The sequence below is a fragment of the Streptomyces narbonensis genome (genome assembly GCF_014649015.1).
GTDB lineage: Bacteria > Actinomycetota > Actinomycetes > Streptomycetales > Streptomycetaceae > Streptomyces > Streptomyces narbonensis.
The window spans coordinates 1-26,334 of sequence record NZ_BMSF01000029.1; the positions used below are offsets into that span (position 1 = coordinate 1).

At 71.4% G+C, this 26,334-nt stretch carries 25 protein-coding genes and 1 pseudogene; all 26 read right to left on the minus strand.

The genetic code is table 11. The features are described 5' to 3' along the window. Nucleotides 1-114 (minus strand): annotated as a pseudogene (locus IE124_RS35155) (2-oxoacid:ferredoxin oxidoreductase subunit beta); the annotation flags it as partial. Continuing rightward, nucleotides 107-2,011, minus strand: a complete 1,905-nt coding sequence (locus IE124_RS32625; protein ID WP_229833114.1) for a 2-oxoacid:acceptor oxidoreductase subunit alpha — start codon at nt 2,009-2,011, stop codon at nt 107-109. The gene IE124_RS32625 and the pseudogene IE124_RS35155, both read right to left, overlap by 8 nt. A 393-nt stretch (nt 2,012-2,404) precedes the next feature. Beyond that, on the minus strand, nt 2,405-3,565 hold the full coding sequence (locus IE124_RS32630; RefSeq protein ID WP_189513397.1) for a DegT/DnrJ/EryC1/StrS family aminotransferase: 1,161 nt from the start codon (nt 3,563-3,565) through the stop codon (nt 2,405-2,407). Nucleotides 3,566-3,615: 50 nt separating this feature from the next. Next, complete coding sequence (locus IE124_RS32635; RefSeq protein ID WP_189513399.1) at nt 3,616-4,767, minus strand: glycosyltransferase; 1,152 nt, start codon at nt 4,765-4,767, stop codon at nt 3,616-3,618. Further along, the gene (locus IE124_RS32640) at nt 4,764-5,999 is read right to left on the minus strand and encodes an MFS transporter (protein WP_189513401.1); all 1,236 of its coding nucleotides are present in this window, start codon (nt 5,997-5,999) and stop codon (nt 4,764-4,766) included. Before IE124_RS32640 ends, IE124_RS32635 begins: the two co-directional genes overlap by 4 nt. A gap of 110 nt (nt 6,000-6,109) precedes the next feature. After that, a complete protein-coding gene (locus IE124_RS32645) occupies nt 6,110-6,706 on the minus strand; it encodes an NADPH-dependent FMN reductase (RefSeq protein WP_189513403.1) in 597 nt (198 codons plus the stop codon). A gap of 311 nt (nt 6,707-7,017) precedes the next feature. Continuing rightward, complete coding sequence (locus IE124_RS32650) at nt 7,018-8,127, minus strand: questin oxidase family protein (RefSeq protein WP_229833116.1); 1,110 nt, start codon at nt 8,125-8,127, stop codon at nt 7,018-7,020. Nucleotides 8,128-8,150: 23 nt separating this feature from the next. Then, nucleotides 8,151-8,324, minus strand: a complete 174-nt coding sequence (locus IE124_RS32655) for a hypothetical protein (RefSeq protein WP_189513405.1) — start codon at nt 8,322-8,324, stop codon at nt 8,151-8,153. After that, nucleotides 8,290-9,261: an alpha/beta hydrolase gene (locus IE124_RS32660; protein ID WP_189513407.1), complete on the minus strand. Its 972-nt coding sequence runs from the start codon at nt 9,259-9,261 to the stop codon at nt 8,290-8,292. Before IE124_RS32660 ends, IE124_RS32655 begins: the two co-directional genes overlap by 35 nt. Nucleotides 9,262-9,471: 210 nt before the next feature. After that, nucleotides 9,472-9,732, minus strand: coding sequence for an acyl-CoA carboxylase subunit epsilon (locus IE124_RS32665; RefSeq protein ID WP_229833117.1), 261 nt, complete (start codon nt 9,730-9,732; stop codon nt 9,472-9,474). Between the two features lie 227 nt (nt 9,733-9,959). After that, nucleotides 9,960-10,919, minus strand: coding sequence for a Gfo/Idh/MocA family protein (locus tag IE124_RS32670; RefSeq protein WP_189513409.1), 960 nt, complete (start codon nt 10,917-10,919; stop codon nt 9,960-9,962). Next, nucleotides 10,919-12,325 (minus strand): NDP-hexose 2,3-dehydratase family protein, encoded by a 1,407-nt coding sequence (locus tag IE124_RS32675; RefSeq protein ID WP_189513411.1) that lies wholly within the window; start codon nt 12,323-12,325, stop codon nt 10,919-10,921. The genes IE124_RS32670 and IE124_RS32675 overlap by 1 nt, the downstream gene beginning before the upstream one ends. A 41-nt stretch (nt 12,326-12,366) precedes the next feature. Continuing rightward, nucleotides 12,367-12,954: a dTDP-4-dehydrorhamnose 3,5-epimerase family protein gene (locus IE124_RS32680; RefSeq protein ID WP_189513413.1), complete on the minus strand. Its 588-nt coding sequence runs from the start codon at nt 12,952-12,954 to the stop codon at nt 12,367-12,369. Between the two features lie 136 nt (nt 12,955-13,090). Continuing rightward, nucleotides 13,091-13,720 carry a DsbA family oxidoreductase gene (locus IE124_RS32685; protein ID WP_189513415.1) on the minus strand — a complete coding sequence of 210 codons (630 nt, stop codon included), beginning with the start codon at nt 13,718-13,720 and terminating at the stop codon, nt 13,091-13,093. A 76-nt stretch (nt 13,721-13,796) separates the two neighbouring features. Beyond that, complete coding sequence (locus IE124_RS32690; RefSeq protein ID WP_189513417.1) at nt 13,797-15,068, minus strand: nucleotide disphospho-sugar-binding domain-containing protein; 1,272 nt, start codon at nt 15,066-15,068, stop codon at nt 13,797-13,799. A gap of 309 nt (nt 15,069-15,377) precedes the next feature. Further along, nucleotides 15,378-16,682 (minus strand): lipopolysaccharide biosynthesis protein RfbH, encoded by a 1,305-nt coding sequence (gene rfbH, locus IE124_RS32695; RefSeq protein ID WP_189513419.1) that lies wholly within the window; start codon nt 16,680-16,682, stop codon nt 15,378-15,380. Continuing rightward, nucleotides 16,679-17,638 (minus strand): NAD-dependent epimerase/dehydratase family protein, encoded by a 960-nt coding sequence (locus IE124_RS32700; RefSeq protein WP_189513421.1) that lies wholly within the window; start codon nt 17,636-17,638, stop codon nt 16,679-16,681. The genes rfbH and IE124_RS32700 overlap by 4 nt, the downstream gene beginning before the upstream one ends. Next, a complete protein-coding gene (gene rfbB, locus IE124_RS32705) occupies nt 17,635-18,639 on the minus strand; it encodes a dTDP-glucose 4,6-dehydratase (protein ID WP_189513423.1) in 1,005 nt (334 codons plus the stop codon). Before rfbB ends, IE124_RS32700 begins: the two co-directional genes overlap by 4 nt. Then, on the minus strand, nt 18,636-19,703 hold the full coding sequence (locus tag IE124_RS32710) for a glucose-1-phosphate thymidylyltransferase (protein WP_189513425.1): 1,068 nt from the start codon (nt 19,701-19,703) through the stop codon (nt 18,636-18,638). Before IE124_RS32710 ends, rfbB begins: the two co-directional genes overlap by 4 nt. 88 nt (nt 19,704-19,791) lie before the next feature. Further along, nucleotides 19,792-20,283: a nuclear transport factor 2 family protein gene (locus IE124_RS32715; RefSeq protein ID WP_189513427.1), complete on the minus strand. Its 492-nt coding sequence runs from the start codon at nt 20,281-20,283 to the stop codon at nt 19,792-19,794. Nucleotides 20,284-20,789: 506 nt separating this feature from the next. Beyond that, nucleotides 20,790-21,449, minus strand: a complete 660-nt coding sequence (locus tag IE124_RS32720) for an antibiotic biosynthesis monooxygenase (protein WP_189513429.1) — start codon at nt 21,447-21,449, stop codon at nt 20,790-20,792. 87 nt (nt 21,450-21,536) lie between these two features. Further along, nucleotides 21,537-22,439: an SCO6745 family protein gene (locus tag IE124_RS32725; RefSeq protein ID WP_381861285.1), complete on the minus strand. Its 903-nt coding sequence runs from the start codon at nt 22,437-22,439 to the stop codon at nt 21,537-21,539. A 130-nt stretch (nt 22,440-22,569) separates the two neighbouring features. Beyond that, a complete protein-coding gene (locus tag IE124_RS32730; RefSeq protein WP_189513433.1) occupies nt 22,570-24,135 on the minus strand; it encodes an acyl-CoA carboxylase subunit beta in 1,566 nt (521 codons plus the stop codon). Between the two features lie 29 nt (nt 24,136-24,164). Then, complete coding sequence (gene fabD / locus IE124_RS32735) at nt 24,165-25,124, minus strand: ACP S-malonyltransferase (RefSeq protein ID WP_189513435.1); 960 nt, start codon at nt 25,122-25,124, stop codon at nt 24,165-24,167. Nucleotides 25,125-25,169: 45 nt separating this feature from the next. Next, the gene (locus tag IE124_RS35465; protein ID WP_189513437.1) at nt 25,170-25,997 is read right to left on the minus strand and encodes a 4'-phosphopantetheinyl transferase family protein; all 828 of its coding nucleotides are present in this window, start codon (nt 25,995-25,997) and stop codon (nt 25,170-25,172) included. After that, nucleotides 25,994-26,317, minus strand: a complete 324-nt coding sequence (locus IE124_RS32745; RefSeq protein ID WP_189513439.1) for an acyl carrier protein — start codon at nt 26,315-26,317, stop codon at nt 25,994-25,996. Before IE124_RS32745 ends, IE124_RS35465 begins: the two co-directional genes overlap by 4 nt. Nucleotides 26,318-26,334 lie beyond the last annotated feature (17 nt).

The window sequence follows — 26,334 nt, forward strand, 5'->3', positions numbered from 1 at the left end:
GAGGACCGCGTAATCACCGCAGCCGGGGCACCACCGCACCTCCTGGTCGGACTTGAAGTCCTTTGCCGCGAGGGCGACTTCGGAGCGGGGGACGAGGGAAAGGGCCTCAGCGGGCATCGTTGGCCTCCTGGATGCGGACCGCGAGCTGCTCGGCCTTGAAGGGCATGCCGTTGACCTGGGTGAAGGACTCGGCGTCGATCAGGTACTCGGCTCGGATGAGGGTGGCGAGCTGGCCCAGGTTCATCTCCGGGATCAGGACGCGCTCGTAGCGGGCGAGTACCTCGCCGAGGTTGCGGGGGAAGGGGTTGAGGTGGCTCAGATGCGCCTGGGCGACGACGCCGCCGGCGGCCCTGACCCGGCGCACCGCCGCGGTGATCGGTCCGTAGGTCGAACCCCAGCCGAGCACCAGGAGCCGGGCCCCGTCCCCGGAGCCGTCGCCGCTCGTGTCGGGTCGTGCGCTCCGGGTCGGGTCGTCCACGTCGAGGTCGGGTACGCGGATGCCGTCGATCTTGGCCTGCCGGGTGCGGACCATGAAGTCGTGGTTCGCGGGGTCGTACGAGATGTTGCCGGTGCCGTCCTGCTTCTCGATACCGCCGATGCGGTGTTCGAGGCCGGGGGTGCCGGGCACGGCCCAGGGGCGGGCCAGGGTCTCGGGGTTGCGCTTGTACGGCCAGAAGACCTCGGTGCCGTCGTCCAGGGTGTGGTTGGGGCCCTGGGCGAACTGCACGCGCAGGTCCGGAAGTTCGTCGGCCTCGGGGATCCGCCACGGCTCGGAGCCGTTGGCGAGGTAGCCGTCCGAGAGCAGGAAGACCGGGGTGCGGTAGGTGACCGCGATGCGTGCGGCCTCGATCGCCGCGTCGAAGCAGTCGGCCGGCGTCCTGGGCGCCACGACCGGCACCGGCGCCTCCCCGTTGCGGCCGTACATGGCCTGGAGGAGGTCGGCCTGCTCGGTCTTGGTCGGGAGCCCGGTCGAGGGCCCCCCGCGCTGGATCGCCACGATCAGCAGCGGCAGCTCCAGGGAGACGGCCAGGCCGATGGTCTCCGACTTGAGCGCCACGCCGGGCCCGGAGGTCGTGGTCACCGCGAGCGAGCCGCCGAAGGCCGCGCCGAGCGCGGCGCCGATGGCCGCGATCTCGTCCTCGGCCTGGAAGGTGCGCACGCCGAAGTTCTTGTGCCTGGAGAGCTCGTGGAGGATGTCCGAGGCCGGCGTGATCGGGTACGAGCCGAGATACAGCGGCAGGTCCGCCTGGCGGCCGGCGGCGATCAGACCGTACGAGAGGGCCAGGTTCCCGGAGACGTTGCGGTACGTGCCCGGCGGGAACGCCTTCGTCGCCGGCGCCACCTCATAGGAGACCGCGAAGTCCTCGGTCGTCTCACCGAAGTTCCAGCCCGCCCGGAACGCGGCCACGTTCGCCTCGGCGATGTCCGGCTTCCTGGCGAACTTGGTCCGCAGGAACTTCTCGGTGCCCTCGGTCGGCCGGTGGTACATCCAGGACAGCAGCCCCAGGGCGAACATGTTCTTCGAGCGTCCCGCGTCCTTGCGCGACAGCGCGAAGTCCTTCAGTGCCTCCACGGTCAGCGTGTTCAGCGGCACGGGATGCACGTGGTACGCGTCGAGCGAGCCGTCCTCCAGCGGCGAGGTCGCGTAGCCGACCTTCTGCATCGCCCGCGGGGTGAACTCGTCCGTGTTCACGATGATCTCCGCGCCCCGCGGCACATCCCCGATGTTCGCCTTCAGGGCCGCCGGGTTCATCGCCACGAGCACGTTCGGGGCGTCGCCCGGCGTGAGGATGTCGTGGTCGGCGAAGTGCAGCTGGAAGGACGACACCCCCGGAAGGGTGCCGGCCGGTGCCCGGATCTCGGCGGGGAAATCGGGCAGCGTCGAGAGGTCGTTGCCGAACGAGGCCGTCTCCGACGTGAAGCGGTCGCCCGTGAGCTGCATACCGTCACCGGAGTCACCAGCGAACCGGATGATCACCCGGTCCAACCTGCGGACTTCCTTCACGTTCACCGTTCTCCTCACCGTGATGCTTCCCGGAGTCGCCTGGGGCAGAGGCGACGGCTTCTACCCTGTTCGGTCCCGGGCGCCGGTTCAATACGTCCCGGATCAGCCTTCGGTGAGGTTCTTGCGGTGTGCTCCAAGTGGGTCCGGCGGGCGTCAGAAGGCGGTCAAGTCCGGTGCGGACCGGTGCGGACAGGAGCCGGACCCGTGTGGACCCGGAGCCGTACCGGTGCGGACCCGGAGCCGTACCGGTGCGGACCCGGAGCCGTACCGGTGCCGTCGCGGCGTCCGGACGAACGAGATCAGGGGCACACCCGGTCTGCCGAGTGTGCCCCTGGTGTCGTCATGGAGGAGATCCCGCGAGGGTGCCGGGCAGGCACCGCTCGCACGGTCGTACGGGCCTCAGGCGTGGTCGCCCGGGACCGTTTCCTTGCTGTGCGCCTCGACCGCCTTGCGCAGGGTGGCGGCCACCGTCAGGACGTCGGCGTCCGAAAGCCCGGGATGGATCGGCAGGCAGAGCGTCTCCCCGGCGGCCTGGTCGCTGCCCGGGAGCACGGCGTCGGAGCCGTAGGTGGGCACCTTGTGCAGCGGGGCGTACCGGAAGGTGGTGTAGATGTCGGCCGCGAGCAGGTCGGAGGCGACCTGGTCGCGGATGGCCGCGCTCATCCGCACCCAGTAGAAGTAGTACGAGGACTCGTGTCCGGCCGGCAGTTCCGGGGGGAGCCGGAGCCCCTCGATGTCGGCCAGCTCGGTGTTGTACAGGTCCACGATCTCGCGCCGGCGGGCGATGAACTCGCCGAGTCGGCGGAGCTGTACCTGGCCGATGGCGGCGGTGAGGTCGTTGCCGATGACCCGGCGCCCGATCTCGGGCACCTCCAGCTCCCACCATCGGTGCGAGACCTTGGCGTAGGCGAGACCGGTCGCCTGCATCAGGCCGTGGTAGGCCAGTCGCCTGGCCCGCGCGGCCTGTTCGGCGTCGCGGACGTAGAGCATGCCGCCGTCTCCGGTGATCATGACCTTCGCGGCGTCGAAGCTCCACATGGCCAGGTCGCCGAAGGTGCCGACCGCCTTGCCGTCCACGCGGGACGCCGGGGAGCAGGCGGAGTCCTCGATCAGCTGGATGCCGAGGGCGCGGCAGCGCTCCGCGATCTCCACGATGTGGCCGGGGTAGCCGCCGTAGTGCAGGACGACCACGGCCTTGGTGCGCGGCGTCACGGCCGCCTCGATGTCCTGCCAGGAGGGGTTGAGGGTCTCCGCGGCCACATCGCAGAAGACCGGACGCCCGCCGTGCGCGACGATGGCGTTGGCCGCGGCGAGGAAGCTCGTCGACGGCAGCACGACCTCGTCGCCCTCGGACAGGTTCAGCAGTTCCATGGCGAGGAACAGCCCGGCCGTGCCGGAGTTGAGGAAGACCAGCCGGTCCGCCTCGACGCCGAGGTGTCCGGCGAACTCGGCTTCGAACGCCTTGGTGCGCGGGCCGTGCCCCAGCCACCTGCTCTCGAAGATCTCGGCCACGGCGGCGAGTTCCTCCTCGCCCACTTGCGGCTGGAAGAGATTGATCACGTCTGTCTCCTGGATGAGTGGGTCGGGGCGGTCCGCTCGGGGGCAGACGGTCAGCCCTGGTTCCGGGCGGCGAGCTTCTCCAGTCGCCCGACCATGTCGGACGGCAGCGGCAGGGCGGCGATCTGCTGGGCCAGTTCCTGCGCGCGCTCGGTGTAGGAGGGGTCTGCGAGCAGTTCGGCGACGGCCGAGGCCACCCGCTCCGGCGTGGCCTCGGCCGGCTGCAGCGTGAGGGCGGCGCCGTGGTCGGCGATGCGCCGGGCCGGCGCCTCGAAGACCACGGCCTCGGGGATGATGAGCTGTGCGACGCCGGCGTTCAGGGCGGTCAGGGTGGTGGCTCCGCCGGAGTGCTGGACGATCAGGTCGCAGGTCGGCGCGAGGACGTCGAGCGGTATCCAGCCGGCACGGACGCCGGGGATCACCTTGCGCAGCTCGACGGCGAGCTTCTCCGGCGCCGGCATGACGATCTCGACGCCCAGCGGTGCGATGTTCCGCGCGACGGCCTGCAGGAACTCGAAGGTGTGCTCGCGCTCCTTGCTGGCGCGGCTGCCAGAGGTGACGCAGACCCGGCGCCGCTCGCCCTTGGTGAACATCCAGGGCTCCAGCGCGCTCTGCACGTTGCCGGGGAGCCAGCGCATGAGCTCGGCAGGGGCGACCTCGGGCGGGGTGAGGCTGGGCGGGCAGAGCTCGATGCGCAGGTCCGGCTCGGGGAGCCGGTCGAGGCCCAGGGCGTCAAGCTCCGGGCGGAGTTCGAGTTCGGCGCCGCGGTCCTGGATGTTGGAGTCGTCGATGTCCCAGGCCTGGCGCACGTAGGGAATGTCCAGGTGGGCGGCGACCAGCGGGGCCACGTACGACATGGATCCGCCGACGACCAGGTCGGGTGTCCAGCCCTTGGCCATGTCGAGGAGGGCGGGGAGCCAGTCGGCACCCATCTGCGCGAACCAGCGGCCGGTGGAGAGGGCCTGCCCCTCCAGGTCGAGAGGCGTCTCCTCCTTGCGGTTCCCCTCGCGGTCCGTGGTGACGTAGTGCCAGATGTCGCGCGAGCTCACGGCGGTGCCGGGGATGCCGGTGCCGGTGACGACCGGCATCATCTCCTCGTTCGAGGCCATGATCACCTCGTGGCCGGCGCCGCGCAGCGCGTGGGCGAGCGGGACCAGTCCGAAGACCGTGGCCGCGCTGCCGCCGGGGATGAACAGGACCTTCATGACTTCTCCTCGGAAGTAACGGGTTCACGGGGGGCCTGCTCGGCCTCGCCCTCCCGCGCCAGGGCCGGATCGTCGATCCGGACGGCCAGCAGGATCAGGAGCAGCAGCGTGGCCGCGCCGCCCGCCGCCAGGTATCCCGTCTGCACGGAGGTCCTGTCGATCAGCGGGCCGAGGACGAACGGGGAGGCGAACTGCCCGGCGAAGGAGGCGGTACCGGACAGGGCCATGGCCTGGCCGCGCAGGGAGGGCGGCGCGGTGTCGCCGATCAGTACGGTGACGGCCGGCATCAGAATGCCCATGCCCAGGCCGAACAGGCCGGAGCCCACGACGACCATCGGGACGTTGCCGGTCAGTCCGAGCGAGGCGAAGGCGAGGACCCAGGAGGCGGCGGTCAGCCGCAGCAGGGGGGCGTAGCCCATCGAGGCCCGGAGTTTGGCGTACGCGAAGCCGACGGCGCTCATGGCGACCGACACGGTGGCGCCGATGGCGGCGACGAGGAACGGCTGCTCCACGCCGATCTCCCCGAGCCGGATGGGAAGGAACACGGCCAGGCCGTAGAGCAGTACGGAACCGACGGCGAACAGTGCGTAGTAGCCGAGCAGTGCGGGGCGCCGGCCGAGCACCGGAAGGATGCGCTCCTTGGGCGCGCCCGCCCTGTCGCCGGTGCCCTGGGCGGCCGGCAGCAGCACCAGCGCGGCCAGGCCCAGCGGGATGCCGACGAAGTAGATCGCGAAGGGGGCGTGCCACGAGAAGCCGCCGATGGCGCCGGCCAGCAGCGGCCAGATGACGCCGCCGAGGCTGATGGCCGTGGAGCGCCAGCCCATGACGCGGTCGCGCTGCTCCCCCGTGTACAGCGACAGGAGAGCGACGGTGGTGCCGGCGAACACCGCCGCGGCACCGACGCCGAAGGCGACGCGGGTGGCGATGAGGGCCGCGTAGGAGCTGGTGAACGCCCCGGCGCCGCCGGCGATCCCGTACACCAGCAGTCCCCAGACGAGCGGGGTGCGGACGCCCCAGCGGTCGATCATCCAGCCGACGACCGGGCTGGCCACGGCGATGGAGAGGCCGTGGGTGGTGAGGATCAGGCCGGCGGCCGTGGCGCTGAGTTCGAGGTCGCCCCGGATGATCTCCAGGACGGGGGAGATGACGGCCCCCGCCATGACGGAGAGGGTCGAGGCGAGCATGAGGATGGGGAGCACGCCGCTGCGGCCGGTGCTCGTCGGTGCTTTCATGGCGGGGTACTCCCGGGTATCGCAAGGACTTGGGCACGGCATACGGGAAACAGCGCCGGGCACCAGCGGGGTGACCGGTGCCCGGAACGTCGTACGGAGCGGGCCTGGCCTCAGCGCAGCTTGTACGTGCCCTTGCTGCGGGCCTCGCGCAGCGCGTCGGCCCACCAGGCGACCTGCTTCAGCAGGTTCGCGGCCGCTTCCTCGCTGCCCGCGGGGCTGACGGGCTGACCGTCCTTCTGGAAGTCGCCCCAGGCGTTGTGGAAGCTGAGCATGTCGCGCACGGTCGTGGCGTGGACCTCGGCGAAGATCTGGCGCAGGTGCTCGGCGGCGCGCAGGCCACCGCCCATGCCGCCGTAGGAGACCAGGCCGACGGGCTTCAGGCTCCACTCCTCGAAGTACCAGTCGATGGCGTTCTTCAGCGACGGGCCGACCGTGTGGTTGTACTCGGGGGTGACGACCGCGAAGGCGTCGGCGTCGTGGAGGCGGGCGGAGAGCCGGTCGGACACCGCCTTCGTCGCGGCGTCGGGCTCCTCGCCGAAGGCCGGCATCTCCATGGGGAGCGGGAAGTCGACGAGGTCGATGAGGTCGACGGTGAATTCGCCGCTCTTCTTCGCCTGCTCGACAAACCAGTTGGCGACTGTCGGGCCGAATCGGCCGCCGCGTACGCTGCCGATGATCACGGCGAGCTTGATGGGGTTCTCCTGCATAGCGAAATCTTCCAATCCTTGTAGCATCCTGCGTGGCCGGGGCCGAGAGATTTTGGTCCGAGGGGACAATCGCCGGATTCCGCTCATTGGATCGGCGTGGAGTGTGGTGCCAGGCGCGCGCGATCTCTGGAATCCAGATTCTCCCAGCTCAACCGAAACCACTAGTTAGCTTCTTCGACCCGGAATCCGGCGTCAAGGGAATGCAGTTCATATCCGGGTGGTGTTCTACAGATCTTTGTGTTCCATGTCAGAGGAACGTCCGATCCATGTCAGGTGGCGGCCGTCCAGGGGTGCCGGCCGGCCCTGGGGGGTCACGGGATGAGGCCGAGTCCGGGGACGGGAATGCGCTGCTGAGCCGCCTGGGCCGCGGCGGCGTAACGCGGGTCGGGGCGCAGGCCGTTCTCACGCAGGCACGCCTCGGTGAATTTGATGACGTGCTCGTCCTGGTGCTCCACCGACCGGGCGACGAGTTCGACAAAAGGCGGGACCTCGGTTTTCAGTGCGGTTTCGAAAGCCTTTTCCTCGCCGCGCCGATTTCCGGTGAAAGAGAGAAGGAGTGCCACGTGGAGCTGCCAGACGAATGCCACCGTCGGCAGATGCATTTCCACCGGCAGATGGGGCAGGACGATCCGGACCGCGGCCGGAAGTGTCACACCGTGGAGCAGGGGAATGGGATAGATCTCGGTGTGGACGAGATAGAGGCCGGCGAATTCGGCCGTCATCTCGCTCAGGAGGAACTGCGGGTCCCGCAAGGCGACGGCCCGCAACGCCTCGGTGTACCCGGGGAGTTCGCCGATCCGGCCGAGCCTCTCCCGGGAGGCCACTCGCGCCTTCGGCGGGTGCAGGAAGTCCTCCAGCCGCTCGCGGGGGAGCTCCGCGACGGCCTGCGCCAGGCTGATGGTTCCGTGGAAGTCCGCCTGCCCCGGGAGGCCGCGGTGGCGGGCCGCCCAGTAGGCGAGCCCGCGCGCGAACTCGGTGAGCTGCGCCCGGCTCGGGTCCCGGGTGCCGGCCAGGCTGCGCACGGCGTGCGCCGTGCGGATCGCGCCGTGCGTGATGCCCGCGAGGAGGCCGGAGACGAGCCGTGGCCACCAGCGGACGAGCACCTCGCGCCAGGGGGCTTCGGCGAGCTCCTGGACGAAGAGCCGTTCCCAGTCGCCGGCCCGGCTGAAGTCTCCCAACGCGGCGCGCCAGGAGGCTTCTTCGGACGCGTCGAGGGGGAAGGAGGGGGCGGGCCTGTCGTGATGCGGTTTGGCCCGGTAGACCTCGACCCAGATGCCGATCCGGTCGCCGTGGCCCAGGACGGCGAGCGTTTCGGCCGCCATCGGGCCGTGGTTGACCAGTTCGCCGCGTTCCCCGCGCTCGTAGCCCAGGTCGTCGAGGCGTTCCAGCGCTTCGTTGACGGCGTCGAAGTAGGTGGTCAAAGGGATCCTCCTGCTGTCTCGGGTCAGTCGATGCCACGGAAGATGTGGCGGTCGGGGAAGTCCGCCTCCTCGCCGGCCAGGAGGACGGGCCGCCCGGACACGAGCTCGACGGCCGGCCTTCCCGAGTCCTCGCTCCGGCCGGCGCGGCCCGCCGGGCGGTTCTCACGCGTACGTGTGTGCTCGATGGGCGTCTGCATGCCGGGTGTCCGCTCCTCCGCTGTCGGGTCGTGCCTGTCTGCTCCGCGGCCGGTTCCCGGGTGGTGCCGCGTCCTTCGCCAGCAGGCACTCCTCCAGGAACCCGAGCGCCCTGAGGTGGTAGGTGCGGGCCGCCCAGCCGAGGCTGATGTTGTGGCCGGCGTCCGGCTGGAGGTCCACCGTCGTCTTCGCGCCCGACAGGGGGCGCCGCAGGGCGGCGATGGCCTCCTCGTCGAACAGCCACCACTGCTCCTGCTCGGCGAAGGTGAAGCGCACCGGCACCCGTACCAGCGCCGCGATGCCGGGATACAGCTCCGGCCACAGCGGGCCCTGCTGCGCTTCGGCGGCCGGAACGGGGCAGATCAGCGCGCGGCCGAGCCGGAAGGCGTCCGGCGGATAGAGCCGCAGGGCTCCCCAGTGCCGTCGCCAGTCTCCGTGCCGGCCGTTGCCGGGCAGCTGGTGCGGGGCCACGGCGAGGCGGTTGCCGAGTCCGGAGATGTCCAGGCCGATCAGGTCGCCACCGCGTTCGTCCGCGGCGGCGGCCAACGCGAGCTTGCCGCCGTTGGAGTGGGCGACGAGGAAGAACCCCGCCCCGGTGTCATGGGTGGCGGCGAAGTCGGCCAGCGCGGCGTGCAGGGTGACCGCCTGGTCGATGACGCCCTGCCCGTCGGGCAGTCGCGCGAGGGACAGGCCGTAGCCGGGGCGGTCGACGGCCAGCACGGTGTAGCCGAGTTCGGCCCCCAGGGCCAGGAGCGAGAGGCCGGGGCGGGAGCGGCTGTCGAAGTAGCCGGCCCGCATGCCGCCGCCGTGGATGGCGACCACCACCGCGCGAGGCGGCTGCGTGGCCGGTTCGGCGAGCAGCGCGGAGATCGGGACGCCGTCGGCGTCGAGGGTGATCTCGCGGATCTCCGGGGCACCGGAATGGGGTGGCTGGGCCATGTGATCAGCACTCCTCGCGCACGGACGGATCGGAAGGTCCCGGGGAGGGGTGACCGGGGGGCCGGCAGTCGGCCCTGCCCGGCGGCCCCGGGCGGCGGCCGAGGCTCCACGCGATGCGGCGGCGGACGAGCGTGCGCAGGGGTGTCACGGTGTACGGCCGTGTGGCCGGGCCGGTGTGGGAGGGCATCGTCGGGGCTTTCTCGAGTGTCGTCATCCGGGATCACCGGCGCCCGGCTCGGGGCGGCGCACTCCGGAGCGCCAGCTGCGGGGTGCGCGATGGCCGTGAGCGCGGTCGGGGCTGCGCCAGTGGGCGGGCGCGGGGCCCTGCTCCTCGGTGGCGTCCTGCGTGCCGGACATGCGCATGAGGAGGACCACGGCGAGCGCGGCCATCTCCTCGTCGGTGGGCACGCCTCTCTCCACGCGGAAGAGGTGCTCGGCGTCGAGGGCGGAAGTGGGGGTCTGGGTGGTCAAGTTCTGTGTCCTTTCCGGACGACTCCTGTTTCGGATCCGTGAGGGGCGGGCCGTCGGACCGGCCGGGCGGGCCGGCCGGGCGGGCGGGCGGGCGGGCGGGCCGGGCGGGCCGTCGGACCGGCCCCGGACGGAAAGACGCCGCCCGCCCTGCGGAAGGGCGGACGGCGCTGCGTCGGGTCGTACGAGGGGGGGATCACCCGGGGGCCGCGGTCACCCGGGGGCAGCAGTCACTCCGCCGCCCTTGCCCGGACGGCCTGGAGCAGCCGGGCCTGGGTGAGCACCATCGGATCGGGGGCGTCGCCGGAGCGCACGGCCCGGGCGAACGCGGCCACGGTGCCCGCCACCTGGTCGTCGGCGGGCAGCACCAGTTCCTCGGTGCCGCCGCGCCGCTCGACACGGACCCGGGGGCGGTGGTCGGCGGGCGGGGTGAACGCCCTCTCGACGGTCACCCTTCCCTCGCTCCCCCACAGCTCGTACATCGACCGGTATCCGTGGTCGAGGCCGAAGGAGAGCTGGACGCCGGTCCCCTCCGGGGTGCGCAGCAGCACCGCACCCGAGGTGTCCACCCTGTCGGCGGGGCCGTGTGTGAGGGCGGCGCCGACGACGTCGAGCCGCTCGCCCAGGAAGTGCAGGGCGGCCCGCAGCGGGTACACCCCGGTGTCCCACAGGGCGCCGCCGCCGAGTTCGGGGCGGTAGCGGATGTCGTCGTCGGGCAGTCGGGGTACGGCGAACGAGGCCTGGAAGCCGCGGAGTTCACCGACGGCGCCGTCGGCCACGAGCTTCTCGACGGCCGCGTGCTGGGAGTGATGGACGAACATGACGTTCTCCATCAGGAACAGGCCCGACTCCGTCGCCAGGTCGAACAGCCGCTCCGTGGCGCCGAGGTCGGTCGTGAGCGGCTTCTCCGCGAGGACGTGCTTACCGGCGCGCAGCGCCGCCTCGACCCACTCGGCGTGCAGGGCCGCGGGCAGCGGGACGTACACCGCGTCGATGTCGTCCCGGGCCAGCAGGGCGGCGTAGCCGTGCACCGGGCGGGCGTCGAACCGTCCGGCGAGCTCGCGCGCCCGGTCGGCGTCACGGCCCGCGACGGCGGCGACCCGCACGCCGGGCGTCGCCGCCATCGCCGGCAGCATGCGGCGGCGTGCGATGTCCGCGCAGCCGAGGACGCCGATCCGCAGGCCGTCCATCAGGCACCGGCCCCGGTGGCGTGGAGGCAGGCGAGCAGGGTGCGGGCCTGGACGTTGACGTAGTGGCCGTGCCTGACCAGCGAGGTCAGCTGGCCGGGCGTGACCCAGCGGTACCCGGCGGGCGGGTCGATCGGAGCGGTCTCCTCGTCCGCCTCGACCAGCAGGTAGCGGCTCTCCGCGTTGAGGAACCTGCCGCCCTCCTCCGAGTGCAGCGCCTCGTAGCGGATCCGGTCGGGCCCGGCCGCCAGGACTTCGTCGAGGTAGCGGGGGCGGCCGTCGCCGTCCAGGTGGGAGTAGTTGTCGGGGGTGTACTGGACGGTGGGGCCGAGCTCGATGGTGTCGAGGAAGCCGCCCTCGACCCGGGCGTGCACCAGGACGTGGAGCGCCCCGTCGATCCACCGGGTCAGGAAGGCGGCGACGCCGAGGCCGTACGGCTCGAACAGCGGCTGGGTCCAGCCGGAGACCTCGCGGCTGCCCGCCTGGACGGACACCGCGACGACGCGGAAGTACCGGCCGTCCTCGCGGTCGATGGCATCCTCGCTCCGCTGCCAGCCGGGGAGCCCGTCCAGCGGCACACGGCGGGTGCTCACGTCGTGCCGGGAGCGCTCGGCGGTGATCCACGACAGCAGCTCCGTGTCGGAGTGCAGTGCGCCGGTGGCCGCGTCCGGGAAGGGGGCGCAGGCCAGGACCGTACGGGAGTCCATGTTGACCACGTTGTCCCGGTGCAGGAGCTCGCCGATCTGCCCGAGGGTCAGCCAGCAGAAGTCGTCGTGGAGCGGGACGTCGCCGACGGCCTCGACGATCATGTTGCGGTTGCTCTTGTGCAGGAACCACGAGCCGTGCTCGGACTGGAGCACGTCGGCCAGGACGCGGCCCTTGCCGGGCCTGACGAAGTACTCGATGTACTTGACGTCCGCGCCCTCGTGGACCTTGGTGTAGTTGCTGCGGGTGGCCTGCACGGTCGGCGAGAGCTGGAGCAGGTTCCGGTTGCCCGGCTCCATCTTGGCCTGCATGAGGAAGTGCAGGACCCCGTCGAACTCCTTGACCAGGATGCCCAGGATGCCGATCTCGGGCTGCTTGATGATCGGCTGGTGCCACTGGGGGAAGACGCCCCCCTCGTGGGTGACGTGCAGTCCCTCCACGGAGAAGAACCGGCCGCTGCGGTGCACCAGGTTCCCGGTGCCCTCTTCGAACGACCAGCCTTCGAGGGCGTCGAAGGGGATCCGGTCGACCCGGAACCGGTGCGCCCTGCGGCGCTCCTCGAGCCAGTCCGGGAAGGCCTCGGTGCTCAGCTGCGCGCCGGCCGTGCTGGCCGCGGACCGGGCTATCCGGTCGGCGATCGCGGCGTCCTCGCGGGCTTGCAGGGCAGTCTGGCCGACTGCGGTCGTGACGAACGTAGCCGACATGGCGTACTCCTGAGGTGGGGATGAAGGGATATGACGGTTGATCAGGTGGGCCTGGCGTCCGGGGCCTGGTACGGCAGGAGCAGCCCTGCCTCCTCGGCCTCCCGCAGCGACATGGCGTTCGCGTCCTTCTGCGACATCAGGGGCGGCCGGGTCCAGCCCCAGGGCAGGGCCAGGTCGGGGTCGAGCGGGTTGATGTCGATCTGGGTGCCGGGCACGTACACACTGGACAGGACGTAGGAGATGCACGAGTCGTCGGCGAGGGCGAGGAAGCCGTGGCCGACGCCTTCCGGGACGAAGACCGACAGGCCGGACTCGGGGTCCAGGATGTTGCTCGCGGACTGCCCGAAGGTGGGCGAGCCGGGCCGCAGGTCGACCACGAAGTCACGCAGTGCCCCCCGGACGCAGGTGACGAACTTCGCCTGGCCCGGGGGGCTGGTCACGCTGTGGATGCCGCGCAGGGTGTTCTCCTGCGACACCGAGTAGTTGATCTGGCGCGGTACGAAACTCCGCCCCATGACCTTTTCGAACTCGTCCGCCCGCATTCCTTCGAAGAAGGATCCGCGGTCGTCCTTACGGAGTTCCGGGGTGACGACGAACACCCCGGGTATTTCCAACTCTGCTATGTGCACTGCCGTTCCACATCCCTGTCGAGGTAATCCTCAGATGGCGCCGCACGGCGTCTGCCAGGGGGGAAGCGGCGCACACGTGCCCGCTACGCTCTACTCGGCGAAGTAATGATGCAAGCCAATTACCGGAGTTTTCACGTCAGTTGACGGGTGCGTTGCTCGATTTGACGAGGATCTGCCGGAAGACGTCCTCGCTCTGCGCGCCGGTGAGGATGGGGCCGGCGCTGAACGCGAACACCGGAACGCCCCGCACGCCGAGCCGACGCACCCGGTCGAGTTCCGCCTGGAGCGCTTCGCCGGCCGGCTCCCGGACGGTGACGCCGAGTTCCTCGGCCAGGGAGGCGAGGACGGCCGGGTCGCCGATGTTCAGCCCGTCGGTGAAGTGCGCGCGGAAGAGCCGCTCGACGGCCTCCTCGCCCTTGCCCTGCCCGCTCGCCACGGCGATGAGGTGGTGCGCGCCGAAGGTGCTGGTGGCGATGGCCCGGTCGTAGTTCAGCTCCAGGCCGTCGTGCACCGCGTCCGCGGCGACCTGGGTGGTGTGCGCGGCGGCTTCCTCGCCGAACACCTCGCGCAGTGCGTCGAGCAGCGGCTCGCCCTCACCGGTTGCCTCCGGTGCCAGCTGGAAGGGCCTGAAGGCGAACTCGACCTCGCCGCCGGACGCGCGGTGCCGGGCGACCGCCTTGGCCAGCCTGGTGTATCCGATGTAGGACGCGGCGCAGATGACGTCGAGGACCATCTCGATGCGTACGGGCTGCGGTTGTGCCGGCATGGGGGTCTCCTGCTTCGTGGGACGACGGTGGGGAGTGAGGGGTCGGGCTGGTTCGATCATGCCGTGGCGTCAGGCGTCAGACGGAGTTTCCGTCGCCTTCGTCACGTCGCGACGGGAAGGTGCGCCGCTCCAGTTCGGCCACGATGTCGGCCGGGCCCGGCTGGTCGAGGAGGTCCTGGTGGAGCACGGCGGCGCCCTCGCGGAAGCCGGGCTCGGTGAGGATCCGGGCGAGCTGGTCCCGGACCGCGTCCACGGTGAAGTTGGGCGTGTCGACGACGAGTCCGGCCCCGCGCTCCTCGACGTACCTCGCGGTGTCGAGGAAGTCTCCGCGCACGCCGGGGGCGATGAGCTGGGGAACCCGGTGGGTCGCGGCGGCCGTGAAGGTGCCGCCGCCGCCGTGGTGCAGGATCGCCGCGCAGGTCGGCAGCAGCAGGGTCAGCGGCACGTAGTCGACTGCCCGGACGTTCTTGGGGAGGGTGCCCAGGGAGGCGAGCTGCTGCGCGTTGGCCGTGACGACCAGCTCGGCGTCCAGCTCCGCGAGCCCTTCGAGGAGTTCGCCGAGGGGGATGTGCCCCTCCTTGGAGCGCTCCCGGGTGGTGACCCCGAGCGAGACGCACACCCGCGCCCGCTCCGGCTCTTCGAGGAGCCACTGCGGTATCTCCGAACCGCCGTTGTACGGGACCATGCGCACCGGCACGGTCGGCAGGCCCAGCGGCAGCGCCAGCCGGGGCGGCACGGGGTCCACCGTCCACCGGCCGAGGAGCATCTCCTCGTCCACCTCGTATCCGTGTCGCTGGGCGAGGGGGCGGACCACACTGGTCAGCGGGTCCTCACCGGGGGCGAACAGCGTCCGCGACCAGGCGAAGTAGTCCAGGCCCCACAGCAGGCGGGCGTGCGCCGCACCGGCGGCCCGCGCGGCGATCGGCGAGGGGATGCACGCGGGGTCCCAGAGCACCAGGTCGGGCTGCCAGCGGCGGGCGAAGGCGACCAGTTCGTCCGTGAAGGTGACGCCGCCCGGGCCCGGCTCGGCCGGGTAGTAGAAGGGGAGGGCGGGGAGTATCCGGCGGTGGAAGAAGTCCCAGAGGTGTGCCTCGGACTCCGAGGGGACGACGGTCTCCCACGGGTCCGGCTGCTCGCCCTCGCTCTCGTCCTCCCCCTCCGCCTTCGGCGTGTGGTCGAGCGGCTCGCCCAGACCCACCGCGGTGAGTCCGGCCACCGTGATCGGGCCGACCAGGTCCGGCTGGCTGACCACGCAGACATCGTGCCCGGCGCTCTTGAGCGCCCAGGCCAGCGGCACGACGGGGTAGAGGTGGGCCGTCGCCGGGAGGATCGTGAACATGACGCGCATCGCGCACTCCTGGGAAATGGTGGTGGGGCTCTTCGGTGGTCGTCCGGGCGCCGGTGACGCGTCGGCGACGTGGTCAGGCCGGGGGCGGGCCGGCACGGGTAGCGGGTGGGGACACCGCGTCCGCCGCTCGCCGCCCGGCCCCGACTCGTCTTCCGTCCGGCGTACGTCTTCCGTCCGGCACTCGTCGTCCGTCCGGCACTCGTCGTCCGGTCGGCGCACGTCGTCCGTCCGGCGCACGTCTTCCGGTCGGCGCACGTCTTCCTGCCGGCGCACGTCTTTCTGCCGGCGCCTCGGAAGGGGTCTGCGCGGTCATCCGCGAGCCGCCACGAACTCCCGTACGGAGGAGGCGATGTAGTCGATCATCTCCTCGGTCAGTGCCGGGTAGACGCCGACCCAGAAGGTCTGCTCGGTGATGATGTCGCTGTTGGCGAGGTCGCCGACGATGCGGTGCGGCTGGTCGATGTAGGCCGGGTGGCGGGTCAGGTTGCCGGCGAACAGGCGGCGGGTGCCGATCTTCCGGTCCTCCAGGAAGTCCACCAGCTCCGCCCGCTTGAAGGGCGCCTCGGGGTCCACGGTGAGCGCGAACCCGAACCAGCTCGGGTCGCTGCGCTCGGTGGCACGGGGCAGGACCAGGTGCGGGACGCCCTCCAGGCCGTCCCGCAGCCGGCGCCAGTTGCGGCGGCGGGCGTCGACGAAGGTGTCCAGCTTCTCGAGCTGGGTCAGCCCGAGGGCGGCCTGGATGTCGGTCGCCTTCAGGTTGTAACCGACGTGCGAGAAGATGTACTTGTGGTCGTAGCCCTCGGGCAGCGTGCCCATCTGGTATTTGAACCGCTTGAGGCACTTGTTGGTCTCGCCCGGCTCGCACCAGCAGTCCCGGCCCCAGTCGCGCAGCGACTCCACGATCCGGGCGAGGGCCAGGTTCGACGTCAGTACGCAGCCGCCCTCCCCCATGGTCAGGTGGTGGGCCGGATAGAAGCTGACGGTCGCGAGGTCGCCGAAGGTGCCGGTCAGCTGTCCGTCATAGGTCGAACCGACCGCGTCGCAGTTGTCCTCGACCAGGAACAGGTCGTGCTCTTCGGCGAGTTGGGCGATCTCGGCGACCTCGAAGGGGTTGCCCAGAGCATGCGCGATCATGATCGCGCGGGTGCGGGGGCCGATCGCCGCGGCGACCCGGGCGGCGGTGGTGTTGTAGGTGCCGAGCTCCACGTCGACGAAGACCGGGATGAGCCCGTTCTGGATGATCGGGTTGACCGTGGTGGGGAAGCCCGCCGCGACCGTGATCACCTCGTCGCCCGGCCTCAGCCGGCGGTCCTCGAGCAGGTGCGAGGTGAACGCCGTCATGGCGAGGAGGTTGGCGGAGGAGCCGGAGTTGGTCAGGTGCGCCTTGCGGCGCCCCATCTTGCGGGCGAACCGCGACTCGAACTTGCGCGAGCTCGGTCCGGCGGCGATCCGCATCTCCAGGGCGGCCTCGACCAGGGCCGTGCGGTCGCTCTCGTCGAGGACCGCACCGGCGGGCCAGATCTCCGTGGTGCCGGGCACGAACTTGCCGTCGGGCAGGGTGTCCTGGTGGAACTTGCGGACCTCGTCCAGGGCGATGTCCTTGTGGACGCTCATGTCTTCCTCTCCATGGCTGTCTGCGTGGTGAGCTCTGTGCGTGCGGCGCCGAGCAGGTCGCTCAGCGAGGTGTCCAGGTCGCGGGCGGGCGACCAGTTCAGGACCCTGCGGGCCCGGGAGATGTCGAGCTGCTGCCACTCGGCGTCCGTGCGGAGCGGGTCGCCCGCGTCCTCGACGATCCGCACCGGCAGTCCGCTCAGCGCGACCAGCCGGTCGATGATCAGGCGCATCGGCCGGGCCGCCCCGCTGCCGATGTTGATGACCGGGTGGTCCTGGCGCGGCGCCCCGGCCGCGGCGAGAACGGCGTCCACCACGTCCCGCACGTCGACGAAGTCGCGGTGCGCGCGCAGCGGTGCGAGCCGCAGCTCCACCGGGTCCGCCGCCGGCCCGGCCGCGACGGCGGCCTCGGCCAGCCGGGCCCCCACCGCACCGAGCAGGCTGCCGCGATGGGTGCCGGGTCCGCAGACGTTGGCGAGGCGCAGCACGATCGCGTCCAGCCCCTCGGTCCGTACGGCGTCGAGCACCGCCCGGGTGCCGCCGAGCTTGGAGCGCCCGTAGTCGGTGACGGGAGCGGGCTCGTGGTCCTCGCGGGTTCCGGCGCCGACGGTGCCGGGGCCGTACTCGTGGACGCTGCCCAGGTGGATCAGGCGGGGTGGGACGGGAAGTCCGGTGAGGGCTGCGGCCAGGGTGGCGACGGCGTCGGAGTTGGCCGCGGCCATCGCCTGCGCGCCGGCCGCCCAGGCCCGGCCGGACGCGTTGACGACGACGTCGGGGCGGACCTCGCGCAGCAGCGCGGCCAGCGGGGCCGGGTCGGCCGCGGTGAGGTCGACCCGGTGGGCGCCGTGGCGGGCGGACGGGACGGCCCGGGCGCCCCTGGCGGCGAAGCCGGCCGTGATGTGGCGGCCCAGGAATCCCGTGCCGCCCAGCACGAGCACCGTGGGGGCGCCGGTGTTCACCCGGCCGTCCCGGGCGCGGCGGCCGCGTCCGTGCCGTGCTTGGTGCCCTTCCACCAGTTCGGGTTGTCGCCGTACCAGGCGACGGTGGAGGCGAGGCCCTCCTCGAAGGGGATGCGCGGGGCGTACCCGAGCTCCTCGCCGATCTTCGTCTCGTCGAGCGAGTAGCGCAGGTCGTGCGCCTTGCGGTCGGCGACGCGGCGGACCTTGGACCAGTCGTTCCCGGTCAGCTCCAGGAGCCGCTCGGTGATGGCCAGGTTGGTCTGCTCGTTGCCGCCGCCGACGTTGTAGATCTCGCCCGCCCGGCCCCGGTTGAGCACCAGGTCGATGGCCCGGCAGTGGTCGTCGACGTGCAGCCACTCGCGGATGTTCCCGCCGTCGCCGTACAGCGGGACCTGCTCGCCCTCGATGAGGTTGGTGACGAACAGCGGGATGAGCTTCTCCGGGTGCTGGTAGGGACCGTAGTTGTTGGAGCAGCGGGTGATCGAGAGGTTCAGCCCGTGGGTGCGCCAGTAGGAGCGGGCCAGCAGGTCGGAGGAGGCCTTCGACGCGGAGTAGGGGGAGTTGGGCTCGAGCGGCCACTCCTCCGTCCAGGAGCCCTCGTCGATGGAGCCGTACACCTCGTCGGTGGAGACGTGCACGACGCGGGGGATCTTGGCGGCCAGGACCGCGTCGAGGAGCCGCTGCGTGCCCGTCACGTTCGTCCGGACGAACTCCTCGGCGGATTCGAGGGAGCGGTCCACGTGTGACTCGGCGGCGAAGTGGACCACCGCGTCGTGGCCGGGCAGCACCTCGCGCAGCAGCTCGGTGTCGCAGATGTCGCCCTGGACGAAGGTCATGCGGGGGTGCGAGGCCGGGAGGTTGTCGCGGTTGCCCGCGTAGGTCAGCTTGTCGAGGACCGTGACGTGGCAGCCCGCCCAGTCCTCGTACCCGTCGGCCAGGAGGGTCCGGACGTAGTGCGAGCCGATGAAGCCCGCACCGCCGGTGATGAGGATCTTCTTCATGCCGCTACCTCGACTCGGGTGTGGTCGCCGACGACCAGCCGGTGGTGGACGGTGTCGTTCTCGGCGGGCACCACGGCGGCGGAGCGTCCGATGAGGGAGTGGTGCAGGCCGCGCACCTCGGAGACGGTCGCGCCGTCCAGGACGATGGACTGCTCGATGTGCGTGTCGCTGAGCACGCAGTCCTTGCCGATGGAGGTGTACGGGCCGATGTAGCTGTCGGTGATGACCGTGCCCGTGGCGATGACGGCCGGGCCCACGATGCGCGAGCGCACCACCCGGGCGCCCTCCTCGACGACGACCGGTCCGACCAGGGTGCTGTTCTCGTCGACCTGGCCGGCCGCGTGCGGCTTGAGGTCGTCCAGCAGGGTGCGGTTGCACTCCAGGACGTCCTCGACGCGGCCGGTGTCCTTCCAGTAGCCGTCGTACTCGCTGGCCCGGACGTCGGCCCCCTCGGTCACCAGCCACTGGATGGCGTCGGTGATCTCCAGCTCGCCGCGTGCGCTGGGCTCGATGGCGTCGACCGCCGCGTGGATGGCGGGGGTGAAGAAGTAGACGCCGGCCAGCGCGAGGTCGCTGCGCGGCTCCTTGGGCTTCTCGACCAGCCGCTCCACCCGGCCCTCGGCGTCGAGTTCGGCGACTCCGAAGGCGCAGGGGTCGGCGACCTTCTGGACGACGATCTGCGCGGCGGGTCGGCCGGCGGCGAACTCCTCGGCGATGCGCTGGACTCCCCCGGTGAGCATGTTGTCGCCGAGGTACATCACGAAGTCGTCGTTGCCGAGGAAGGGACGGGCCAGGCTCACGCAGTGGGCGAGACCCAGGGGCTTCTCCTGCGGGATGTAAGTGATCTTCACGCCCAGTTCCGAGCCGTCTCCGAGGACGGCGCTGATCTGCGGCAGCCGGTCGCCCACGATGATGCCGATCTCGGTGACGCCGAGATCGGAGATGTTCTCGAGGACGTGCTGGAGAACCGGCTTGTTCGCAATGGGTATGAGCTGCTTCGGCATGGAGTAGCTGAAAGGCCGCAGACGGGTCCCGGACCCGCCCGACAACACCAGGGCTTTCATCGCAGAAACTTCCTCTCGCCCCTGTTTCGGGGACATGCTCGACATTTCTCTTCGCTGGGCGGACAAGTGAGATCGCGAGGGCCGGGGGTCACCCGCGCCCTCCCTCGGTCCACCGCACGGTCACGTTCAGCTCCGCCATGCGCCAGCCCTGCGGGGTCCGCTCGGCCCGTACGTCGTAGTGGGCGCCGCCGGTGAAGAGCGGGGCGGATCCGTCGTGCGGGACGTGCACCGCGTGGACGTTGGCCCGCATCGAGGCGACGTCGCCGTTCGCGTCGACCGCGCAGTCGACGACGCAGTTGGTGGCGTAGTGCTGGGTGCCCGCCCACATCGCCTTGGGGGCGCTCATGAACCCGGGCAGGCCGTCGATGCCCCGGTGGCTGCCGTTGGGGAGGTTCAGCCGGACGTCCTCGGTGAGGAGCGCGCGGTACCAGTCCTCGTCCAGGGGGTCCGATTCGTCGAGTCCGTGGACAAACCGGTCGACCAGGCCGACCAGTTCGTTCCGGTCCTCCAGGGCGCGCAGTCTCTCCTCCAGGTCGGCGGGAGCGGGAGCAAGAGCGAGAGCGGAAGGGAGGGAAGTCATACGGGTCTCCTTGTCGTGTCTGCACACGTCATGGGCGTACGGAGAAGGCCGGGCTGTCCGCCGCGGTGGGGGAAGGCGTGGGGGGGATCGAGGCGTGAGGGGTGGGGGGGTGAGGGGTGGGGAGTGAGGGGTGGGGGGTGAGGGGTGGGGGGTGAGGGGTGGGGAGTGAGGGGTGGGGAGTGAGGGGTGGGGATGCGCGTTCAGGGGGTGGTGGTGCCGAGGACCTGCGGGGCGCGGCTTCCGGCGCTGCGGTCGTCGGTGACGGGGCCGTACTCGCGCTCGGTGCGGGCGCCGGTTCTCCAGGGGCTCGGGCCTCGTCCACGGCCGGAGAACAGCTCGTCCTCACCGGCCGGACGGCCTGGGTGTCGGACTCTGGTGACCAGCCTCTTCGGACCGTCCGGGAGAAGCAATCGAATTGCCGTAGAACTGACGGCTCCTGTCCGACACCTGACGTCGGGGCCGCGAACGCCTGCTCGGCCGGCCCTGCCGGCCGGTCCGGGGTGCGGTCAGACGGCGAGGCTCCGGTAGAGGTGGTAGCGCCGGAAGCCGAGGGGACGGACTCCCGGCATCTCGTTGGCGATCTCCAGCGACCTGCGGCTCAGTTCGCCGCCGAGGAATTCGATGTGCGCCTCGTCGTCCGTCCACTCCGCGAAGTTGAGCACGCGGCTGCCGTCGAGGCTGAGGTGGAAGTGCGCGGCGATCAGCCCCGCCTGCTCCTCCGCCGACGCACCCTCCACGTTGGCGACGATCGCCTCCACGATGCTCCGCTGCCGCTCCGAACCGTCCACGTCGAAGCTGGCGGCGACCATGGCGCCGGGAGCCGGCTCCGTCGGGTCGATGAGCACGTCGCGGTGCAGGCGGTACTCGATCGGGTCCGTGCTCGCCGGGCCGGCGGGCAGGTTCAGGCCGCGCGTGAAGGGCCGGTAGACGGAGTCGTCCGTGCACTGCGCGTAGGTCAGGACGACGTCGTTCCCCGTGCTGAGGTAGCCGGCGACCGACAGGATGCCGTCGGGCCGGGGCGTGCTGTCCCAGGCGTCCATGATCTCGTCGAGCACCGCGCGTCCCTGGTCCGCGCCCTCCACGAACCAGTAGCCGATGTAGACCGCGTGGGAGTCGGGGCGGGTGATGTCCGGGTCGGTGGCGAGCGGGGCGGTGGCACTGGGCATGATCGTCGTCTCTCCTGGTGTGGTCGGGTCTTCGGTTCGCACTCGGCGGGGCCGGCCGCCCGGAGGGACGGCGCGCGGCCCCGTGTGTCAGAGTCGGTTCCAGGCCTCGGCGGCCGGGGCGAAGAACTCCCGCAGCTGCGGCATGAAGGCCCCGGATCCGGCCGCCGTGCTGACCAGTTCGCGGACGTAGAGGGCCAGCTTCTCGACGTCGGCGTCGCTCAGGGCCGTGTACGGCGCCCGGTCCAGCCGGCAGGTCTCGCGCTCCATCTCCTCCCGCAGCGCGACCCCGCGGGCGGTCAGGGTCCCCGCACCGTCGATCAGCCCGCGGTCGACGAGCCGCTCCTGCGCGGCCGACCAGTCCTGCTCGGACCAGCCCCGCTGGGGCATCACGACCTCCTTCGGCATGCCCAGCTCACTGGCGCAGTCGAGGACGAGCGCCTCGACCCCGATCAGTTCGAGGTTGCCGAGCACGAGGGCGTGCCCGTCGCCCCGGTGCTCCCGGAGCATGGTCGCGGCGTGCCACAGTGCGACGTGCGGCTCGTCGGGCTGTTCGAGGGCGGCATTGGCCGCGTACAGCGGGCGTCCGGGGAAGGAGGCCCCCCACGCCGCGGCCGTGGCCAGCTTCGCCGCTTCCGCCATCTGCTCCGACCGGACGGCCTCGGAGCCGAGCAGCCGCTCGAGCGCCGTGCCGATGGCCTTCTGGCGGGCGAGGATCGCCTGCTTCGGCGTCACGGACTCCCAGACCGCGGGCACGCGCTCCGCGACGAACGCCGGGGCGAAGCCGTGGAAGACGGCGGTCACGACCGGGGCGTCGACCGCGCCGAGCGGTGCCGAGCGGCACGCCATGTAGACGCTCAGGGGGTCGGTGACGCCGAAGCGCTCGAGTTCCACTCCGAGATCGGGGGTGAAATACGAGATCGAATGCAGCGCATTCACCGCCTGCGCACACCGCTGCTCATAGGAACGCTCACCACTTTGTCCTGCAGTCATGACATCCTTAAGACCTGGAAGAGAGACGGGAATTCTGCGAGGGGCAGACACGATCGAGCTTCTGCGGCAATTGCGGCCCGGGCAAGGGAATTGACCAAGGAATGACGCGGGCTGACAGGGTTCTTTCGGGTCACTGCGGCGGGTTGCCGTGCTTGCGCGAGGGCAGGTCCGCGTGCTTGGCCCGCAGCATGGCGAGCGACCGGATCAGCACCGAGCGGGTCTCGCGCGGGTCGATGACGTCGTCGATCAGTCCGCGCTCGGCCGCGTAGTAGGGGTGCATGAGCTCGTCCTTGTACTCCGCGATGCGCTGCCGGCGTACGGCCTCGGGATCCTCGGCCGCGTTGATCTCCCGGCGGAAGACGACGTTGGCCGCGCCTTCGGCGCCCATCACCGCGATCTCGTTCGTCGGCCAGGCCAGGGCCAGGTCGGCGCCGATGGAGCGGGAGTCCATGACGATGTAGGCGCCGCCGTAGGCCTTGCGCAGCACCAGCGAGACCCGCGGCACGGTGGCGTTGCAGTACGCGTACAGGAGCTTGGCGCCGCGCCGGATGATGCCGTTGTGCTCCTGGTCCACGCCGGGCAGGAAGCCGGGCACGTCGACCAGGGTGACCAGCGGGATGTTGAAGGCGTCGCAGAACTGCACGAAGCGCGCGCCCTTCTCGGAGGCCTCGATGTCGAGGACGCCGGCCATGGAGGCGGGCTGGTTGGCGACGATGCCGACGACATGGCCGTCGAGCCGGGTCAGCGCGCAGACGATGTTGGTCGCCCAGGCCGGATGCACCTCGAAGTACTCGCCGTCGTCGACGACCTCCTCGATGACCTTGCGGATGTCGTACGCCTGCCCCGGCTCGGCCGGGACCAGGTCGAGCAGCGACTCGTTGAGCCGGTCGGCCAGGTCGCCCGAGCGCTCGACGGGCGAGAGCTCGCGGTTGTTGGCGGGCAGCAGCGAGAGCAGGTAGCGCACGTCCTCGATGCAGCTCTCCTCGTCGTCGTACGCGAAGTGCGAGACGCCGGAGACGGCCGAGTGCACGTCGGCGCCGCCGAGGCCGTTCTGGCTGATCTCCTCGCCGGTGACCGCCTTGACGACGTCCGGGCCGGTGATGAACATCTGCGAGGTCTCGCGGACCATGAAGACGAAGTCGGTCAGCGCGGGGCTGTAGGCCGCGCCGCCGGCGCACGGGCCGAGCATCACCGAGATCTGCGGGATGACACCCGAGGCCCTGGTGTTGCGCTGGAAGATGCCGCCGTAGCCGGCGAGCGCGGTGACGCCCTCCTGGATACGGGCTCCCGCACCGTCGTTGAGCGAGACCAGCGGCGCGCCGGCCGATTCGGCCAGGTCCTGGATCTTGTGGATCTTCTGCGCGTGCGCCTCGCCGAGTGCGCCGCCGAAGACCCGGAAGTCGTGGGCGTACACGAAGACCGTACGGCCGTGGACACTGCCCCAGCCCGTGATCACTCCGTCGCTGTACGGCTTCTTGTTCTCCAGGCCGAAGCCGCTGGCCCGGTGCCGGCGCAGCGGCTCCACCTCGTTGAAGGAGCCCTTGTCCAGGAGCAGCCCGATCCGCTCGTGGGCGGTCAGCTTGCCCTTGGCGTGCTGGCGCTCGGTGGCGGCCGGGTCGGGGCCGCTGCGCGCCGTCTCCTTGATGTCGGCCAGCTCGGTGATGCGGCCGTGGATCGTCTCGTCTACTGGGGACATGCGGGTCCACACTCTCCGTGGGTCGATGGTCAGACGGTGCTGTCCGTGGCGGTGAAAGCACCGGTGGTCAGGGCGAGTTGACGCGCGCTGTTCGTGGCGTGGACGCGGGCGTGCGGTGCGATGCGCCGGACCAGGCCGCCGAGCACCAGGCCCGGCCCGGTCTCGACGAACCGGTCCACTCCCGCCGCGCCGAGCTCCTCGACCGCCTCGGTCCAGCGCACCGGGCGGGTCAGCTGGCCGGCCAGGGCGACGATCGCCTCGGCGGCGGTGGTCACCCTGGTTCCGGTGACGCTGGAGACCAGCGGGATCTCGGGGTCCCGGAACTCGGTGGTGATCAGCGCCTCGGTGAACTCCGCCTCGATGCCGCGCAGCAGGCTGGAGTGGAAGGGGCCGCCGGCCCGCAGCTCCGCGACCCGGGTGGCGCCGGCCTCGTGCGCCGCTCGCGTCAGCCGGGTCACGGCCTCGGCCTCGCCCGAGACCACGGTCTGGCCGGGGCCGTTGTCACCGCTGATCTCGACCGTGCGGCCGGTGGCCTCGGAGACCTCGGCGCACAGGCGGGACACCGTGGGACTGTCGAGGCCGAGCACCGCGGCCGTGGCGCCCCGCACCCGGTCGTCGACCGTCGCGACGAGCTCGCCGCGCAGCCGTACCAGACGCAGCGCGTCCGTCCACTCCAGGACGCCCGCGGCGACCAGCGCCGCGTACTCGCCGAGGCTGTGCCCCGCGACCGCGTCGGGCTCGACACCCTGCCCGCGCAGCACCTCCAGGGTGACCAGGCTGGTGAGCAGGATGGCCGGCTGCGAGACCGCCGGGTCGTCGAGGTCGCGGGCGGGACCGTGCCGGCTCAGCCTCGACAGGGGTATGCCGAGCACGTCGTCGGCGGTGCGGTAGTAGGTCTCCACCAGATCGGGCCGCTGGGCGAGCAGGTGCCTGCCCATGCCCACGCGCTGTGAGCCCTGCCCGGGGAAGACGAATGCGGTGCGGTTCATCCAGTCACGTCCTTGTCATCGGTCGGGCGCCGGGCGCCGGTGCGCTCAGCAGGCGAGGGCCGGTACGGCCGGCTCGGATGGCTCCGCTCCGCCGACGGTGTCGAGGGTGCGGAGCCAGTCCCCGTTCAGCCAGCGGACGTTGACCGAGCGGGGTGCCGCCCCCCGGACCGCTGCCGCGGCGGAGTGCGTGGCGGTGCAGGGGATGTCGAGCACGGTCCATCCGGCCGGGTGACGCCGCTCGTCGGCGCCGAGGTAGTCCTCGGCGGGGGACCGGCTCAGTCCGGTGCCGATCCCTTTGAGGAAGGCCTCCTTACGGGTCCAGATCCGGCCGAAGAGAGCCTGCAGCTCCTCCGCCGTGGCCTGCGCCAACTCGCCCTGCTCGTCCGGGTGCAGGGCCTCGCCGCAGATCTCCACGCTCTCCGGGCGCGGCAGTCTCTCCACGTCCACCCCGACCGGGGCGGCCGCCACGCCCACCAGCGCGACTCCGCTGCTGTGTGACAGGGAGAAGTGCAGGGGCGGCCGGGCCCGCGTCGGTGCGACCGCCGGCCGGCCGTGCGCTCCCCCGCACCCCGGGCAGGGCTCACGGAAGAAACGGACGTCCTGGGGCGGGGTGCCGGTGTAGCGGCCGAGCAGCCTGCGCAGGGCGACGTGCGCGGTGGCGTACAACAGCCCGTCCGCCGGGCGGATGAACGAGGCGGCCCTGCGCAGCTCCGCCTCGTCGAGCTCCGAGGTGTCGAGCGCCGCCCCGTCGGTCTCGTCGGGGCGGCGCACCAGCCACAGGTCGAGCCGGCCCTCGGAGACCGTGAACTCCTGCTCCTCCAGGCGGGGGTGACGCGGGGCCCGGCCGGGCAGCGCTCGGTGCGCCGCCGTCATGCCATGACCCCGGAGTCGCTCCAGGGCGAGGTACGGGCCCCTCCGAGCTGGCCTGCCAGACAGTCGACCAGCTCGGCGGCGCTGTTGGCCAGCAGCAGCATCTGCAGGTTCAGTTCGACCTGGAGGGCGGCCTCCATCCGGTGCTGCAGTTCGAGTCCGGCGATCGAGCCGATGCCCAGGCTGCTCATGGGCCGGCCGGTGGTGTCCACGCTCTGCGGCGGAATCCCCAGGATCCGGCCGAGCTCCTGGCGTACGTAGGTGTCGAGCATGCTGCTGCGCTCGCTGTGGTCCGCCGCGGCCAGGGCGGCGCGGTCGGGCACGCTCACCTCAACGGCGG

Bases quoted from the DNA above. Each gene is read 5' to 3' on its own strand.
- IE124_RS32635 (WP_189513399.1), bottom strand. From the start codon at position 4,767: ATGAAGGTCCTGTTCATCCCCGGCGGCAGCGCGGCCACGGTCTTCGGA.
- IE124_RS32640 (WP_189513401.1), bottom strand. From the start codon at position 5,999: ATGAAAGCACCGACGAGCACCGGCCGCAGCGGCGTGCTCCCCATCCTC.
- IE124_RS32645 (WP_189513403.1), bottom strand. From the start codon at position 6,706: ATGCAGGAGAACCCCATCAAGCTCGCCGTGATCATCGGCAGCGTACGC.
- IE124_RS32655 (WP_189513405.1), bottom strand. From the start codon at position 8,324: ATGCAGACGCCCATCGAGCACACACGTACGCGTGAGAACCGCCCGGCG.
- IE124_RS32660 (WP_189513407.1), bottom strand. From the start codon at position 9,261: ATGGCCCAGCCACCCCATTCCGGTGCCCCGGAGATCCGCGAGATCACC.
- IE124_RS32670 (WP_189513409.1), bottom strand. From the start codon at position 10,919: ATGGACGGCCTGCGGATCGGCGTCCTCGGCTGCGCGGACATCGCACGC.
- IE124_RS32675 (WP_189513411.1), bottom strand. From the start codon at position 12,325: ATGTCGGCTACGTTCGTCACGACCGCAGTCGGCCAGACTGCCCTGCAA.
- IE124_RS32685 (WP_189513415.1), bottom strand. From the start codon at position 13,720: ATGCCGGCACAACCGCAGCCCGTACGCATCGAGATGGTCCTCGACGTC.
- IE124_RS32690 (WP_189513417.1), bottom strand. From the start codon at position 15,068: ATGCGCGTCATGTTCACGATCCTCCCGGCGACGGCCCACCTCTACCCC.
- rfbH (WP_189513419.1), bottom strand. From the start codon at position 16,682: ATGAGCGTCCACAAGGACATCGCCCTGGACGAGGTCCGCAAGTTCCAC.
- rfbB (WP_189513423.1), bottom strand. From the start codon at position 18,639: ATGAAGAAGATCCTCATCACCGGCGGTGCGGGCTTCATCGGCTCGCAC.
- IE124_RS32710 (WP_189513425.1), bottom strand. From the start codon at position 19,703: ATGAAAGCCCTGGTGTTGTCGGGCGGGTCCGGGACCCGTCTGCGGCCT.
- IE124_RS32715 (WP_189513427.1), bottom strand. From the start codon at position 20,283: ATGACTTCCCTCCCTTCCGCTCTCGCTCTTGCTCCCGCTCCCGCCGAC.
- IE124_RS32720 (WP_189513429.1), bottom strand. From the start codon at position 21,449: ATGCCCAGTGCCACCGCCCCGCTCGCCACCGACCCGGACATCACCCGC.
- IE124_RS32725 (WP_381861285.1), bottom strand. From the start codon at position 22,439: ATGACTGCAGGACAAAGTGGTGAGCGTTCCTATGAGCAGCGGTGTGCG.
- IE124_RS32730 (WP_189513433.1), bottom strand. From the start codon at position 24,135: ATGTCCCCAGTAGACGAGACGATCCACGGCCGCATCACCGAGCTGGCC.
- fabD (WP_189513435.1), bottom strand. From the start codon at position 25,124: ATGAACCGCACCGCATTCGTCTTCCCCGGGCAGGGCTCACAGCGCGTG.
- IE124_RS35465 (WP_189513437.1), bottom strand. From the start codon at position 25,997: ATGACGGCGGCGCACCGAGCGCTGCCCGGCCGGGCCCCGCGTCACCCC.